12 protein-coding genes are annotated in these 14,458 nt (G+C 67.2%); 10 read left to right on the top strand and 2 right to left on the bottom strand.

The features are described 5' to 3' along the window. Positions 1 to 32 precede the first annotated feature (32 nt). From ABRP17_RS07770 to ABRP17_RS07760, 3 genes are read left to right on the top strand one after another with little or no spacing between them, the layout of a single operon-like run. Positions 33 to 1,304, top strand: a complete 1,272-nt coding sequence (locus ABRP17_RS07770; protein ID WP_349985343.1) for a TolC family protein — start codon at positions 33 to 35, stop codon at positions 1,302 to 1,304. Beyond that, positions 1,301 to 2,278 carry an efflux RND transporter periplasmic adaptor subunit gene (locus ABRP17_RS07765; RefSeq protein WP_349985342.1) on the top strand — a complete coding sequence of 326 codons (978 nt, stop codon included), beginning with the start codon at positions 1,301 to 1,303 and terminating at the stop codon, positions 2,276 to 2,278. Before ABRP17_RS07770 ends, ABRP17_RS07765 begins: the two co-directional genes overlap by 4 nt. After that, entirely contained in the window at positions 2,268 to 5,474 is a 3,207-nt protein-coding gene (locus ABRP17_RS07760) for an efflux RND transporter permease subunit (protein ID WP_372486928.1), read from the top strand. Before ABRP17_RS07765 ends, ABRP17_RS07760 begins: the two co-directional genes overlap by 11 nt. 125 nt (positions 5,475 to 5,599) lie before the next feature. Here the strand turns inward: ABRP17_RS07760 and ABRP17_RS07755 are convergent, their stop codons facing one another. Then, positions 5,600 to 6,004 carry a RidA family protein gene (locus ABRP17_RS07755; protein ID WP_188325433.1) on the bottom strand — a complete coding sequence of 135 codons (405 nt, stop codon included), beginning with the start codon at positions 6,002 to 6,004 and terminating at the stop codon, positions 5,600 to 5,602. A gap of 127 nt (positions 6,005 to 6,131) precedes the next feature. Between ABRP17_RS07755 and ABRP17_RS07750 the strand changes: the two genes are divergently transcribed. The 3 genes from ABRP17_RS07750 to ABRP17_RS07740 all read left to right on the top strand — a co-directional run bounded on the left by ABRP17_RS07750 (position 6,132) and on the right by ABRP17_RS07740 (position 9,362). Further along, a complete protein-coding gene (locus ABRP17_RS07750) occupies positions 6,132 to 7,040 on the top strand; it encodes a LysR substrate-binding domain-containing protein (RefSeq protein WP_349985341.1) in 909 nt (302 codons plus the stop codon). A 172-nt stretch (positions 7,041 to 7,212) separates the two neighbouring features. Next, on the top strand, positions 7,213 to 8,487 hold the full coding sequence (locus ABRP17_RS07745; protein ID WP_349985340.1) for an AAA family ATPase: 1,275 nt from the start codon (positions 7,213 to 7,215) through the stop codon (positions 8,485 to 8,487). Between the two features lie 2 nt (positions 8,488 to 8,489). After that, positions 8,490 to 9,362 (top strand): hypothetical protein, encoded by an 873-nt coding sequence (locus ABRP17_RS07740; protein ID WP_349985339.1) that lies wholly within the window; start codon positions 8,490 to 8,492, stop codon positions 9,360 to 9,362. 216 nt (positions 9,363 to 9,578) lie between these two features. Here the strand turns inward: ABRP17_RS07740 and ABRP17_RS07735 are convergent, their stop codons facing one another. Beyond that, entirely contained in the window at positions 9,579 to 10,802 is a 1,224-nt protein-coding gene (locus tag ABRP17_RS07735) for a glycosyltransferase (RefSeq protein WP_349985338.1), read from the bottom strand. Between the two features lie 271 nt (positions 10,803 to 11,073). Here ABRP17_RS07735 and rpmB point away from each other — a divergent pair, with 271 nt between their 5' ends. The 4 genes from rpmB to ABRP17_RS07715 all read left to right on the top strand — a co-directional run bounded on the left by rpmB (position 11,074) and on the right by ABRP17_RS07715 (position 14,454). Continuing rightward, positions 11,074 to 11,310 carry a 50S ribosomal protein L28 gene (gene rpmB / locus ABRP17_RS07730; protein WP_005411638.1) on the top strand — a complete coding sequence of 79 codons (237 nt, stop codon included), beginning with the start codon at positions 11,074 to 11,076 and terminating at the stop codon, positions 11,308 to 11,310. A 7-nt stretch (positions 11,311 to 11,317) separates the two neighbouring features. Further along, positions 11,318 to 11,485: a 50S ribosomal protein L33 gene (rpmG, locus tag ABRP17_RS07725; RefSeq protein WP_182339464.1), complete on the top strand. Its 168-nt coding sequence runs from the start codon at positions 11,318 to 11,320 to the stop codon at positions 11,483 to 11,485. Positions 11,486 to 11,597: 112 nt separating this feature from the next. Continuing rightward, positions 11,598 to 13,016, top strand: coding sequence for a cardiolipin synthase (cls, locus tag ABRP17_RS07720; RefSeq protein ID WP_349985393.1), 1,419 nt, complete (start codon positions 11,598 to 11,600; stop codon positions 13,014 to 13,016). 34 nt (positions 13,017 to 13,050) lie between these two features. Next, positions 13,051 to 14,454 (top strand): FAD/NAD(P)-binding protein, encoded by a 1,404-nt coding sequence (locus ABRP17_RS07715; RefSeq protein WP_349985337.1) that lies wholly within the window; start codon positions 13,051 to 13,053, stop codon positions 14,452 to 14,454. The last annotated feature ends 4 nt before the right edge of the window (positions 14,455 to 14,458 follow it).

Raw genomic sequence — 14,458 nt, 5'->3', positions numbered from 1 at the left:
CTGATCCCTGATACGTCCTTCGGAGAGACCCCATGTGGAAATGCCTGGCCGCCTTGGCGGCCTTGGCGATGGCACCGTGCGCCCCTGCACAGGTGACGCCGCCCCCTGTCCCGTTGACACTCGATGCCGCCATCGAGCGTGTTGCGCACACCCATCCTGACCTGCGACTTCTGCCCTTGCAGCAGGATGCCGCGCAGGCACGACGCGATGCCGCCGGGCTCGCACCGCCGCTGGTGTTCGGCGCAGACGTCGAGAACGCCCTCGGCACCGGTGACAGCCGCGGTGTCCGCTCACTGGAGACCACCGTGTCGTTGGCCGGCGTGCTGGAGCGAGGAGGCAAGCTGGATGCGCGCCGTGCGGTCGCGCAGGCCAACCTCGATGCACTGGCCCCTCAGCGGGAGATCACCCGCCTGGACATGATGGCGGAGGTGGCACGCCGCTACCTGGCCATCACCGCCGCCGCCGCCCGCGAGCGGATTGCCCGGGATGACATCGAACAGCGTCGGCGCGCGGTGGACGCAGCACAGCGGCGCCTGACCGCCGGTGCGTCACCGGCTTCGACCCTGATGACCGCACAGGCCGCCCTGGCGCAGGCAGAGCTGGATCGTGACCGTGCCGTGCAAGAGGCCCAGGCAGCGCGGCTTTCGTTGGCCGCGTTGTGGAACGAGCGCAGCGTTGCGTTCGATGTGGTCAGCGGCGATCCGCTGCAGCTGCCTGCGTTGCAGGACTTCGCCCAACTGGCCGATCTGCTCGAGCGCACACCCGAGCTTGCGGTGATCGCCGGCGAACAACGTGTGCGTGAGGCACAGCTGCAGTTGGCGAGTACCCAACTGCGCGGTGACATGTCCTGGCAGCTCGGCGTGCGCCACGACCGGGCCAGCCGCGATGCATCGCTGGTGGGCGGCTTCAGCATCCCGCTGGGCGCTGCACGGCGGGCCGAGCCGGAGATCCGGGCGGCACGCAGCGAACTGGCGATGAGCGCGCTGGAACGTCAAGGGCGCGCGCTGCAGCTGCACGCGACCTTGGCGGAGGCACATGGACGCTACGGCACCGCCAGGCTGGAGGTCACGCGGATGGACAGCGACGTCGTACCGCAGTTGCGCCGTGCCGAAAAGGCCGCCGAAACCGCATGGCGCGCCGGTGCCATCAGCTATCTCGAATGGTCGCAGCTGCAGGCCATGCGCATCGAAGCGCGGCAGCGCCAGCTGGATGCGGCCCTGGCGGGACAGGCCGCTCTCATTGAAATCCAGAGGCTCACCGGGCAACCGCTGGTTGCCCCTGCCATCCAAGGAACCGCACCATGACCCTGACCCTCACGATGTTGGCGCGCAGCGCGTTGTCGTTGCTGCTGCTTTCCGCGCTTGCCGCGTGCACCGGCAAGGTGGACAACGGGGCCTCGGTTGCTGGCACGTCCGCGGTGGACCATGACGCAGCGGAAGCACATGACGAAGAAGAGGCACCGGCCACCACCCACATCGCCGCGTCACAGGCGAGTGCAGCGGGCATCGTCACCGCGCCCGCTGCGGCGGGCACGATTGCCGATGAGCACGAAGTGCAGGGCCTGCTGGCACCCGTCGACGGACGCAGCGCCCAGGTCACTGCACGCTTCCCCGGTCCGGTGCGCGCACTACGGGCGAATGTCGGCGACCGCGTACGCGCCGGACAGCCGCTGGCCAGCATCGAAAGCAACCTCAGCCTGTCGACCTACAGCGTAGCCGCCCCTATTTCCGGCGTCGTGCTGTCACGCCAGGTGCAGCTCGGTGCTGTCGCTGCCGAGGGCCAGGTCCTGTTTGATATCGGCGACCTGTCGCAGCTGTGGGTGGACCTCCACATCTTCGGTTCCGACACGCAGCACATCACCGCGGGCGTGCCGGTCACGGTGACCCGCATGACCGACGGTGCCAGCCAGACCGTCACCCTGGAACGCGTGCTGCCCGGCACCGCGACCGCCAGCCAGAGTACGGTCGCCCGCGCCCTGATCGACAACGCGGACGGCCTGTGGCGGCCCGGCGCGGCCGTGCGGGCCCGCATCGTGGTGGCGAGCACCCCGGCGCCCATCGTCGTACCGCTGACCGCGCTGCAGACGCTGGACGGTGGCGACGTGGTGTTCGTGCGCGACGGCGACACCTACACCGCACGCCCCGTGCAGCTGGGCGCGCGTGATGCCCGCCAGATCGCGGTGACCGATGGACTGCGCGCAGGCGAGCAGGTCGTGGTCGAGCAGAGCTACACGGTGAAGGCGGACATCGGCAAGGCGGGGGCGGCCCATGAGCATTGAGCCGTCTCTCGATGGCACCCCGCACGGCCTGCTGGAGCGCCTGGTCCGCGGCGCCATTGCCCAGCGCTGGCTGATGATGGGGCTCACCCTGGCCTTGGTACTGGTCGGAACGTGGAGCTTCAGCACGCTGCCGATCGATGCCACCCCGGACATCACCAACGTACAGGTGCAGGTCAACACGGCTGCGCCGGGCTATTCGCCGCTGGAGAGCGAGCAGCGCATCACCTATGCCGTCGAAACCGCGATGGCCGGCTTGCCGGCACTGGACCAGGTGCGCTCGTTGTCGCGCTATGGGCTGTCCCAGGTCACAGTGGTATTCGAAGACGGCACTGATCTGTACTTCGCCCGCCAGCAGGTGGCCGAACGTCTGCAACAGGTCAAGTCGCAGCTGCCGGAGGGAGTGGATCCGCAGCTGGGTCCGATCGCCACGGGCCTGGGCGAGATTTTCATGTACACCCTGGATGCGGCGCCCACTGCCCGCAAGCCTGATGGGACGGCGTACACCGCCACCGATCTGCGCACCCTGCAGGACTGGGTGATCCGGCCGCAGTTGCGCAACGTGCCGGGCGTCACCGAGGTCAACACCATCGGCGGTTTCCAGCGTCAGGTCCACGTCACCCCGGATCCCGCGCGCCTGCGCGCGCTGGGCTTCACCATGGACGACGTGGTCGCCGCCGTGCAGGCCAACAACCAGAACGTCGGTGCCGGCTACATCGAGCGCAATGGCCAGCAGTTCCTGGTGCGCATACCGGGGCAGGTCGCCAACCTGGACGAAATCGGCGACATCGTGCTGGACCGCCGGGAAGGCGTGCCGATCCATGTGCATGACGTGGCGCGCGTGGCCGAAGGCGCAGAGCTGCGCAGTGGTGCGGCCACCCAGAACGGCCACGAAGTCGTGATGGGAACCGTGGTGATGCTGGTCGGCGGCAACAGCCGTGACGTGGCGCAGGCCGCTGCGGCGAAGCTGGCGCAGGCACAACGCAGCCTGCCTGATGGGGTCACCGTGACCGCCAGCTATGATCGCACCGCGCTGGTGGACCGCACCATCCACACCGTGGCGAAGAATCTGCTGGAAGGCGCGTTGCTGGTCATCGTGGTGCTGTTCCTGCTGCTCGGCAACTTCCGGGCCGCGCTGATCACCGCGGCGGTGATTCCGCTGTCGATGCTGTTCACCCTGACCGGCATGGCCCGCGGCGGTGTGTCCGCGAACCTGATGAGCCTGGGCGCATTGGACTTCGGCTTGATCGTGGATGGTGCCGTGATCATCATCGAAAATTGCCTGCGTCGCTTCGGCGAACGCCAGCACGCACTGGGCCGCGACATGACCGCCGCCGAGCGCTTCGACGAGACCGCACGCGCTACCGCCGAGGTCATCCGCCCCAGCCTGTTCGGCCTGGGCATCATCACTGCCGTGTACCTGCCGATCTTCGCCCTGACCGGCGTCGAAGGAAAAATGTTCCACCCGATGGCGATCACCGTGGTGCTGGCACTGACCGGGGCGATGCTGCTCTGCCTGAGCTTCGTACCGGCGGCCATCGCGCTGTTCCTGGGCGGAAGGGTCCAGGAAAAAGAGAACCGGGTGATGGCCTGGTTGCGGCGACGCTACCACCCCCTGCTGGACCGGGTGCTGCAGCACGCGGGCTGGGTGATGGCCGGTGCGTTGGTGCTGATCGTGGGATGTGGTGTGCTGGCGACCCGGCTGGGGAGCGAGTTCGTACCCAGCCTCGACGAAGGCGATGTCGCGATGCATGCCATGCGCATACCGGGTACCAGCCTGAGCCAGTCCGTGCAGATGCAGGTCCAAATTGAAACGCGCCTGCTGCAGTTCGCAGAGGTGGAGAAGGTGTTCTCGAAGATCGGCACCCCCGAAGTCGCGTCCGATCCGATGCCTCCGTCGGTGGCCGATACCTTCGTGATGATGAAAGACCGCAGCGAATGGCCCGACCCGCGCAAATCGCGGGCCGCCCTGCTGGGCGAACTGGAAACGGCGGTGGAACAGCTGCCGGGCAACAACTACGAGTTCACCCAGCCCATCCAGATGCGCATGAACGAGCTGATCTCGGGGGTGCGCGCGGATGTGGCCGTGATGGTCTACGGCGATGATCTGGACACGCTGGTGCAGCTCGGGAAACGCATCGAGAAGCAGGTTGCAGCGATACCGGGGGCAGCGGATGTACGTCTGGAAGAGACCAGTGGCTTGCCGTTGCTGACCGTACTGCCCGATCGCCAGGCGCTGGCGGGGTACGGGCTGAATCCTGGGCAGGTACAGTCCACCGTTGCGACGGCGGTAGGGGGCCAGGTGGCCGGCCAGCTGTTCGAAGGTGACCGCCGCTTCGACATCGTCGTGCGGCTTCCGGAAGCGCTGCGGCAGGACCCGGCTGCCCTCGCCGACCTGCCCATATCCCTGGAGGCCGCACTCGCTGGCGGCAACGCGGATGAGCTGAGCCGGGGTGTCGGTGCGGCCGGTCGCGGGCCACGGACCGTGCCGCTGCGGGAACTGGCGCGCATCGAGACCAGTGAGGGACCGAACCAGATCAATCGTGAGAATGGCAAGCGACGCATCGTGGTGACGGCCAACGTGCGCGATCGTGACCTGGGCAGCTTCGTCGCCGATCTGCAGGCCGCGGTCACCGCGCAGGTGCCGCTGCCGACCGGGTACTGGATCGACTACGGCGGCAGTTTCGAGCAGCTCATATCGGCCAGCCAGCGCCTGGCGGTGGTGGTGCCGGTCACCCTGGTACTGATCTTCGCGATGCTGTTCTGGGCGTTCGGTTCGGGTCGCGATGCCGTGGTGGTGTTCAGTGGCGTACCGCTGGCGTTGACCGGCGGTGTGCTGGCGTTGGCCGCACGGGGCATGCCGATGTCGATATCCGCGGGCGTCGGCTTCATCGCGCTGTCCGGCGTGGCGGTGTTGAACGGTCTGGTGATGATCAGCTTCGTTCGCCAGTTGCGCGCGCAGGGCATGCCGCTGAGCGAGGCCGTACGCGAAGGCGCGCTGGGACGCCTGCGACCGGTGCTGATGACGGCGCTGGTGGCCTCGCTGGGTTTCGTGCCGATGGCCTTCAATGTGGGTGCCGGTTCGGAAGTGCAGCGTCCGCTGGCCACCGTGGTGATCGGTGGCATCGTGTCGTCCACGCTGCTGACCCTGCTGCTGTTGCCGGTGCTGTACCGCTGGCTGCACCGCAACGAACGGTAGTGACCCGAAGGTAGAGCCGACTTCAGTCGGCTTCCAAAAACGCAGGGTAGAGCCGACTTCAGTCGGCTTCCAAAAGTGCAGCCGACTGAAGTCGGCTCTACCCGTTCCAGTCGGTTCCGCGCGCCTCAACGCGCGGGCTGGCTGTCCGGCACCCTGGCGATCACCTTGATTTCAAACTGGAAGCCATACAGCCAGGTCACGCCAATCCCTGTCAGGGTGGGGTAGGGCGCCTCGCCCCAATACTCCGGCACGATCGCCCAGGCTTTTTCGAAGTTCTTTTCCGGGTCGACGATGAACACCGTCACGTCGACCACGTCATCAAAGGTGCACCCGGCCGCAGACAGCACGGCATTGAGGTTGTCGAAGGCGCGGCGCACCTGATCTTCCAGCACGGGCTCGGGTGAGCCGTCCTCGCGGCTGCCCACCTGGCCAGACACGAACAGGAAGCCATTGGCCCGTACGGCAGGGGAATAATGATTACGGTCGTAAAGGGCCTGGCGGCCAGCGGGAAAAACGACATCACGGATCATGGAAGGGCTCCAGCAGGATCGCTGCACGGCGCAGCGGGGATGCCTGCATGCTGGACCGCTTCGTGTGCTGGATAAACCGTCCAATCACGCCTAGATTGTTCGGCATAACCGACAGATACAGGCCGCCATGGACCGTTTCGACGCAATGCGCGCCTTCGCCCGGGTGGTCGAAACTGGCAGCTTCACCAAGGCAGCGCACACCCTGCAGGTGGGGCGTACCCGGGTCACCGAACTGGTGCAGCAGCTGGAAACGCACCTGCGCGTGCGCCTGCTCAACCGCACCACCCGGCGGCTCAACCTGACCGCGGAAGGGGAGGCGTACTACCCTCGCGTGGTCGGCCTGCTGGCTGAACTGGAGGCGGTCGAGGGGAGTCTCTCCACCGCCACGGCGGCACCGCGCGGACGGCTGCGCATCGACGTGCCCAGCCCGTTCGCCCGGCTGCTGCTGGTACCGGCGCTGCCGGACTTCCACGCGCGCTATCCGGACATCGAGCTGCATATCGGGGTCAGTGACCGCGAGGTGGACCTGATCGGTGACAGCGTGGACTGCGTGATCCGCGGCGGCACGCCGGACGACCTGACGCTGGTCGCCCGCCCCCTCGGTGCGCTGCCCTTGGCGGTGTATGCCAGTCCGGACTACCTGCAAAGCCATGGCACGCCGACGCATCCGCGGGACCTCGACGGGCCGCACCACCTCACCGTTGGCTTCCTGCGCCCGCGCACCGGACGCACCCGCCGTTTCATCCTGCAGCGCGGTGATGAACGGATGGACGTGCAGGGCCGTCACGTGATCGCTCTGGACGATGGCGATGCGTATCTCGCTGCTGGCCTGGCGGGTCTGGGCATCGTCTGCGTGCCCGTCTACATGGCGGCCCCTCATGAGGGACGTACTGAACTCGTGCGCCTGTTCGATGACTGGCACCTGCAGGCGATACCGATGCATGTGATGTTTCCGCCCAACCGGCACGTCAGTCACCGCCTGCGCGTGTTCATCGAGTGGGTGACGCAGATGATGGCACCCGGCACGACGGGCTGAACTGACGGGATGCGTTGCCTCCTGCCTTCCGTGCTGCTCGCGCGTGCGGTGCGACAGCGATGCACGTATCCGACAGCCATCGCAGCGCCGCACGGCGACCTCGACGGGTTTGCCTGCTGCAGCGGCTGCGGTGGGTTGCCATGCTGGGTCGGCACCCTGCATCGGCACGCACATGCACATCCAGTCTCTCCGCATCCGCAATTTTCGTTCCATCCAGGACATCAGCGTTTCATTGCTCGGACCGGGTGATGCGCCAGACGGGACAGCGCTGGCCAACGTCAACGTTCTGCTGGGGGTGAACGGCGCCGGCAAATCGAGTGTCCTGCGCGCCATCGCATTGAGTGTGCTCGCCCCGGTGCTTGAACGCGGCGCAGGGTTCTTTCCCGATGGCTTGGTGCGGACCCCTCGCGCAGGCACGGACGGCAAGGCAGGCGTCCCACGCCGTGCACCGCTGGTGGCCACGCTGGATACGGCGGTGTGGATTGACGCGCAGGATGGCGCACTCGGCGGCGATTCGGCGAGCGTGGCGTTGACGATGCAGGCGAAGGTCGAGCAGGTCGGTGATTCGGAAGTGCTGCAGTGGATTCCACCCGACGATCCGCACGTGGCACGCGAGGTCCGTGAGCTCCAGGACACACGGCAGACCAGTGCCTTCTTCCTGGTGGGCTACGGTGCGACCCGGCGTGTTGAACACGATCACGATGCAGACCCGGCGCAGCGTTTCAAGACCCGCGCCCCGCGCTACGAGCGCGTGGCGGGCTTGTTCGAAGACCATCACAGCATGGTGCCGTTGTCTGCCTGGTGGCCCGCTTATGCCACGCAGAATCCAGGCCGCGGCAAGCAGGTGATCAACCTGATGAACCGGTTGTTGCCCGAATCGTGCCGCATGCACGCGGCCGGACAAAACAGGGGCGATACGGAAGCGCCTGGCTTCAGCATGCACGGCGTCCACGTGCCATTCCGTGCGCTGTCGGACGGCTATCGTGCGTATATCGGCTGGATCGGTGACATGCTGTACCACCTGTGCATGGGGGCGCCTTCAGGCCTCAAGCTGGTGGACAACCGCGGGGTGGTGCTGATCGACGAGATCGACCTGCACCTGCATCCGGATTGGCAACGCTCGTTGCTGCCCACGCTGTCGCGCGCCCTGCCCAACATCCAGTTCATCGTCACGACGCACAGCCCCTTGGTGGTGGGCTCGTTGCAGCCGCAGAACCTGCTGGTCCTCGACGAAAGCGATGACGACGGCGCCCAGTGCCGCCGCCTGCCCGAACAGGTGCACGGGCGCAGTGCGGAACAGGTGCTGCTCAGCCCCTACTTCGGCTTGGCGTCCACCCGCGCACCGGGCGTGGCGGACCGGCTGGAACAGTTGAGGCGCGCAAGCGAGGCGGGGGATCTGCGCGCTGCGGCCGACTATCTGCACCTGCTGTCTTCCGGAGCGCTGTGAGCATGATACGGATCGAGACCGAAACCGACGTCCTGTACGCTGCCATTGCCGCCCATCGGCCGTCGTGGCTGGCCAGGGCCAAGAGCAGGAAAGCGATGTATCGGCGTACAGGACGCTACGTGGAAGGGCAGGACTTCTGGGGGGAGATAAAAGACATCTACATCGAACTGCAGCACGAGAAATGCGCCTACTGCGAGACCCGTCTGGCCGGCAGGGAGCTGAGCAGCAAAGTGCATGAGGTAGAGCATTTCAGGCCCAAGTCGCGGGTGAAGACGTGGCCGCCGGCGACCGGAAAGGGCGCCGTGGGATTCGTGCCGCCGTGCCGGTTGGGGCGGGCCAGCCGACGTGGCTACTACCTGCTCGCCTACCATCCGTTGAACTACGTCATCGCCTGCACGCGCTGCAACTCGACCTTGAAGGCGGATTACTTCCCGGTCCGCCGGGCGCGCAGCACGCGCGCTGCCCATCCGGACACCGCCATGGCCGAAGATCCGCTGTTGATTTATCCCCTCGGCCATCTGGATGTCGATCCGGCGAGCCTGATCCGTTTTGCGGGTGTGCTGGCTGTGCCGCGGCATGACCGGGGACGGGATTTCGAACGCGCACTGGTGACCATCGCGTTCTTCCAGCTCAACCATCAGGACCTGTGCAGTCGCCGCGCGCGCTTGATTGGAGCGCTGTGGCTTTCGTTGCGTACCAGGGACACGCCCGGACTGCCCGCCCTGTTGATTCAGTACCACCAGCAAGCCGTGGACGCGGCACAGGCCGCTGCGGGAGAGTTCGCGGCCTGTGCGCGGGATTTCGTCGCACTGCATGCCACCGATCCTGCGCTGGCTGACCAACTCGGTGAAGCCGCCGCCGCCATGAGCTGGTGAACACGCGTCTCGCCCTTGGCGCAGCGCCACGCTCGGCGGATGCGTTCGGCGGTGCGATGTCGGATACAGGCCGCGCTGCGCGCTCGCCGAGCATGGCTCGGCGCTACCGGGCTGGCGGCACATCTTTGTAGCGCCGAGCCACGCTCGGCGGAATCCGTCCGGCGATGCGATGTCGGATACAGGCCGCGCTGCGCGCTCGCCGAGCACGGCTCGGCGCTACCGGGCTGTGGGGAGGGCCGCCTGTATCGCGGCCACCGCGTGGGCCACGCCGTCTTCGCCTGCCATGCGTTCGCCCAACGCAGCGGCCCGTGTGCGCGTTTCGGCTTGTTCGACGAAGGCCAACGCTTCCGCCAGCGATGCAGCGGCCAGTCGCTTCGGCGACAGCGCGCGTGGGGCCACGCGCAGGCGGTGCAGGCGATCTGCCCAGAAGAACTGGTCGGCCGCGAAGGGCATCACCATCGACGGCACGCCCGCCCGGCAGGCCGAGTGTGTGGTGCCGCTGCCGCCGTGGTGGATCACCAGCGAGGTGAGCGGAAACAGCTTCTCGTGGGGCACCGCGTCGATCACATGGACGCTGGACGGCATCGCCACCTGTGGCATGCCGGACCAGCCAGGCGACAACAGCACGCGTCGCCCATCCAACATGCGCAACAGCGCGGTCAGCACGGCCTCACGATCAAAGCCGGTCATGCTGCCGAAGCCGACATACACCGGACGCTCGCCGTCATCGAGAAACGCCTGCAAGGCCGCATCCGGTGCCCATTCCAGCGTCTCCGGCATCCGCCATTGCCCGCAGATCCGATGGTCGGACGGCCAGTCCGGCGGAGCCGGCACCAGACTGGGGGAAATACCATAGAGCATCGGCACGTCCGTCCACGGGCTGCGTCGTGGAGGCCGATCCAGCACTGCCCGGCGCGCGTCGTTGATCGGGCCGCGGAACTGACGCCAGATCAGCTGGTTGACCAGCCGATAGCTCGCCCGGTTGAGCAGCGCCGGGGTCCAGCCCGGTGGCAGGAACGGCGAAGGAAACGCGCCGGTGGGCGTGATCGGGATCATGCCGGTGCCGATCAGGGGAAGGCCATGGTGTTCCGCCACGCTCATGCCGACGAAGGCCGCCAGCCCGCCGGTCAGCACGGCATCGCAGTCCTTGGCCACTGCATCGGCCTGACGCATCCAGGCCCCGACATGGCGCTGGGCCATCCGTGCCAGTCCCCGGCTGGCGGCGCGCGGGCTGTTGCCGCGGGCGAGCAGCGCCACCACTTCTTCGTGGATGTCGCCGTCGAGTGCCGCATGCGGCACACCCAGCTGACGTGCGCTGCCCAGCGTGCTGCCATCCGCGAGCAGCATCACCTCGTGGCCGGCGTTCATCAGGCCTCGGCAGAGCAGGGTCAGCGGGCGGGTATCGCCTTCGGTACCGTAGGTGAGTGCGAGCAGTTTCATGGGGCTCTGTGTAGCAGGCGCCGGGGCAGGGCGCTGTGTACCGGCCCGATCCCTGAGGGGTGGCCCGGAGCGCGCTTGCGCCAAGGTCCCGTTCGCGGCATACTTCGCGGCTCGCTGTGTCCGGTTGATTCCGGGCGGCGGGGCCGGGAACACGTCCTCCGGTCCGCCCAGGTCAGCGTAACCCTTTGATTCTCTTGACGTGTGGTGGGCAACCATCGAGGCCGCCGTCGCCCGGGCTACGGGCTGACAACAACTACTATCGAGGTGCGCAATGTCCCGCGTATGCCAAGTTTCCGGCAAGCGAGTGCAGACGGGTAACAACGTCTCGCACGCCAACAACAAGACCCGTCGTCGTTTCCTGCCCAACCTGCACGAGCGCCGCTTCTGGGTTGCCAGCGAGAACCGCTGGGTCAAGCTTCGTGTTTCCGCGCATGCACTGCGCACCATCGACAAGAACGGTATCGACTCCGTTCTGGCTGAGCTGCGTGCGCGCGGCGAAAAGGTCTGAGGAGTAAATCATGGCAGGCAAGCGCGACAAGATCCGTCTGATTTCGACGGCCGGTACCGGCCACTTCTACACGACGGACAAGAACAAGAAGAACACCCCCGGGAAGATGGAATTCCTGAAGTACGATCCGGTCGTGCGCAAGCATGTCCCGTACAAGGAAGGCAAGATCAAGTAATCCTTGCGGATTACGGGTCTCCCCGAAGAAAGAACCCGCCGCGAGGCGGGTTTTTTTTTGCCTCCTTGCCGCCCGTGCCAGAATGCAGGTCGATGTTCCGACGGGCGATGCGATGCTGTTCGAGTGGATGCTGGGGTCATGGTTGTTGCTGCTGGACTGGTTGATCCGGCTGGCGGCGCTGTTCTGGATCCCCACCCGCACCACCCCGGGCGCAGCGCGCAGTTGGCTGCTGCTGGTGGGCTTCGTGCCGTTGCTGGGCCTGCCCCTGTATCTGCTGTTCGGCCATCCGTGGCTGTCCGCCGAACGCGTGCGGCGTCAGGCCGAGGCCTCGCAGGTGATCCGCGAGGAACAGGCGCTGCAGGCCGCGCTGCGTTGGCAACCCTGCCCGGACACCGCGGTGGCCGAGGTGGTGCCGCTGGTGGAGCGCCAGGGCGACTTCATGCCGGTCCATGGCAATGCGCTCGACCTGCTGACCGGGTATGACGAGTCGCTGGCCCAGCTGATCGCCGACATCGATCAGGCCGAAGAGCGCGTGCACCTGCTGTACTACCTGATGTTCGACGATCGGGTCGGCGAGGCCATCGTGGAAGCGCTGCAGCGTGCCGCCGCGCGTGGCGTGCACTGCCGGTTGCTGCTGGACGCGGTGGGTGCCAAACGCGGCCTGCGCGCGTACCGCAAGCGCCTGCTGGCGCGCGACATCGACGTGCGCGCGATGTTGCCGGGTGGCCTGCGTTGGCGCCGCAGCGGACGCATGGATCTGCGCAACCACCGCAAGATCGCGGTGATCGACAACAAGGTCGGCTACATCGGCTCGCAGAACCTGGCCGATGCCGGTTTCGTGCCGGGCCACCCGAACCGGGAACTGGTGGCGCGCGTGCGCGGCCCCGCCGTGGCCCATCTGGAAGCGGTGTTCGCCAGCGACTGGTACATGGAAACCGGCCAGCGCCTGGACGTGATGGCCGATGTGCCGGTATGCACCGAGGACATCGCCACCCAACTGCTGCCCAGCGGACCGGCGTATCCGTTCAGCAACGCACGCGATGCGGTCAACGCGCTGATCCACCTCGCCCGCCGCCGCATCGTGCTGGTAACGCCGTACTTCGTCCCTGATGAAGCCACGCTCAGTGCCCTGCGCATCGCAGCGCTGTCCGGCGTGGATGTGCAGCTGATCGTATCGGCCAGCAGCAATGCCGTGCTGACCGCCTGGGCGCAGGAGGCGTACTACGATGAACTGCTGCGCAGTGGCGTGCGCATCGCGTTGTACGAGCCCCACTTCCTGCATGCCAAGCACTTGAGCGTTGACGAGGACATCGCCTTGCTGGGGTCGATCAATCTCGATATTCGCTCGTTCGCGCTGAATGCCGAGATCGGCCTGCTGTGCTACGACCGCAAGATCGTGCGCCAGCTGCTGGACATCGAAGCGGAATACCTGCGCCACTCCCGCCCACTGGAACTGGACCAGTGGCGCAGGCGTGCCGCCTGGCGTCGCAGCCGTGAAGGCATCGCCCGCCTGGCCGACGCGCTCATGTAAAGGCAGCCCGCTGCCCATCGCCTACAATCGAGTCATGAACGATCAAGCGCATCCACACCGCATCGACCTGGCCATCATCGGGGGCGGCGCCGCCGGCGTGATGGTCGCCCTGCAGGCGCTCCGTCATGCGCGCCACCCGCTGCAGCTGCAGCTGTTCGAGCCCGCTTCCACGCTGGCCGAAGGCATCGCCTACGCCACCCGCGTGCCGCAGCACCTGCTCAACGTACCGGCCGGGCGGATGAGCGCGCTGCCGGACCAGCCGGCGGACTTCATCGCGTACCTGCGCGCGGTGGCGGCCTATCCACAGGATGACGACGCAACCCTCGCCACCCGCTTCGTCTCGCGTCATCACTACGCGGCCTACCTGCGGCAGCGTCTGTCCGAGGCGCAACAGACCAGCGTCGCGCAGCTTACGGTGGTGCAGCAGCCGATCCTTGCGCTGCGTCGTGTCGACGATGGGCTGCAGCTGCAGTTCGGCGACGGGCGTACGGCGATCGCGCGGCAGGTTGTCCTGGCCTGCGGCAACAGCGTCCGCCCGATGCCCGTGGCCGGTGCCGATGCCCTGCCGCACGAGCAGGTCGCAGAAGCCTGGGACTACGATGGCGTGCGCCTGCTGGCGGGTGACGACGCGATCGGCATCATCGGCTCCGGGCTGAGCATGGTGGACAGCGTGTTGGCCCTGTCGGCGGCGGGGCAGACCGGTGTGATCCATGTGTTCTCCCGCCACGGCCTGCTGCCCCTGCCGCATGCGCATGGCGCCGCAGCGGAGTTCGACCCGCAGCCCTTGCTCGCCCTGTCGCTGCGCGGCCGCATGCGTGCTCTGCGCCAGCACGCCCGCGATGCGGCCGCGCGTGGCATTCCCTGGCAGAGCGTGATGGAACGCATCCGTCCGCTTGGCCAAGCGCTGTGGCAAAGCCTGGATGCCGCCGACCAGCGCCGCTTCCTGCGCCACGTTGCGCGGCAGTGGGATGTGCATCGGCACCGGATCGATCCCGATGTACACGCCCACCTGCGCGACGCGATGCGCGACGGGCGCCTGCTGCAGCACCGTGCTCGGCTGCAGGGCGTGGTGGAAACCGAAGACGGCCTGCAGCTGGCGGCGCACAGCGCCCAGGACACGCTGCGGCATTGGCACCTTGGTGCCCTGGTCAACGCCACGGGCGTGGAGACGCGTGCCCATGGCCTGCGCAATCCCCTGCTGCGGCAGCTGCTCGCCGAGGGGTTGGCGCGGCCCGGTCCGCACGGACTGGGTGTGGACAGCGCGCCGCAGGGTGACCGGCTGCTCGATGCAAACGGCACGGCCCACACGGATATCGCCGTGCTCGGCAGCCTGCGCATCGGCACCCTGTGGGAGAGCCTGGCCGTGCCTGAACTGCGTCAGCAAGCGCAGAACGCCGCGCGTCACGCCGTGCAGGAGCTCGAAGCAGCGATGCCGTAAAATG

Origin of the sequence: Stenotrophomonas sp. WHRI 8082 (assembly GCF_040223995.2) — a bacterium.
Taxonomy (GTDB): domain Bacteria; phylum Pseudomonadota; class Gammaproteobacteria; order Xanthomonadales; family Xanthomonadaceae; genus Stenotrophomonas.
Note: the sequence above shows the minus strand (reverse complement) of the source record. Positions and strands in the feature narration are given on the sequence as shown.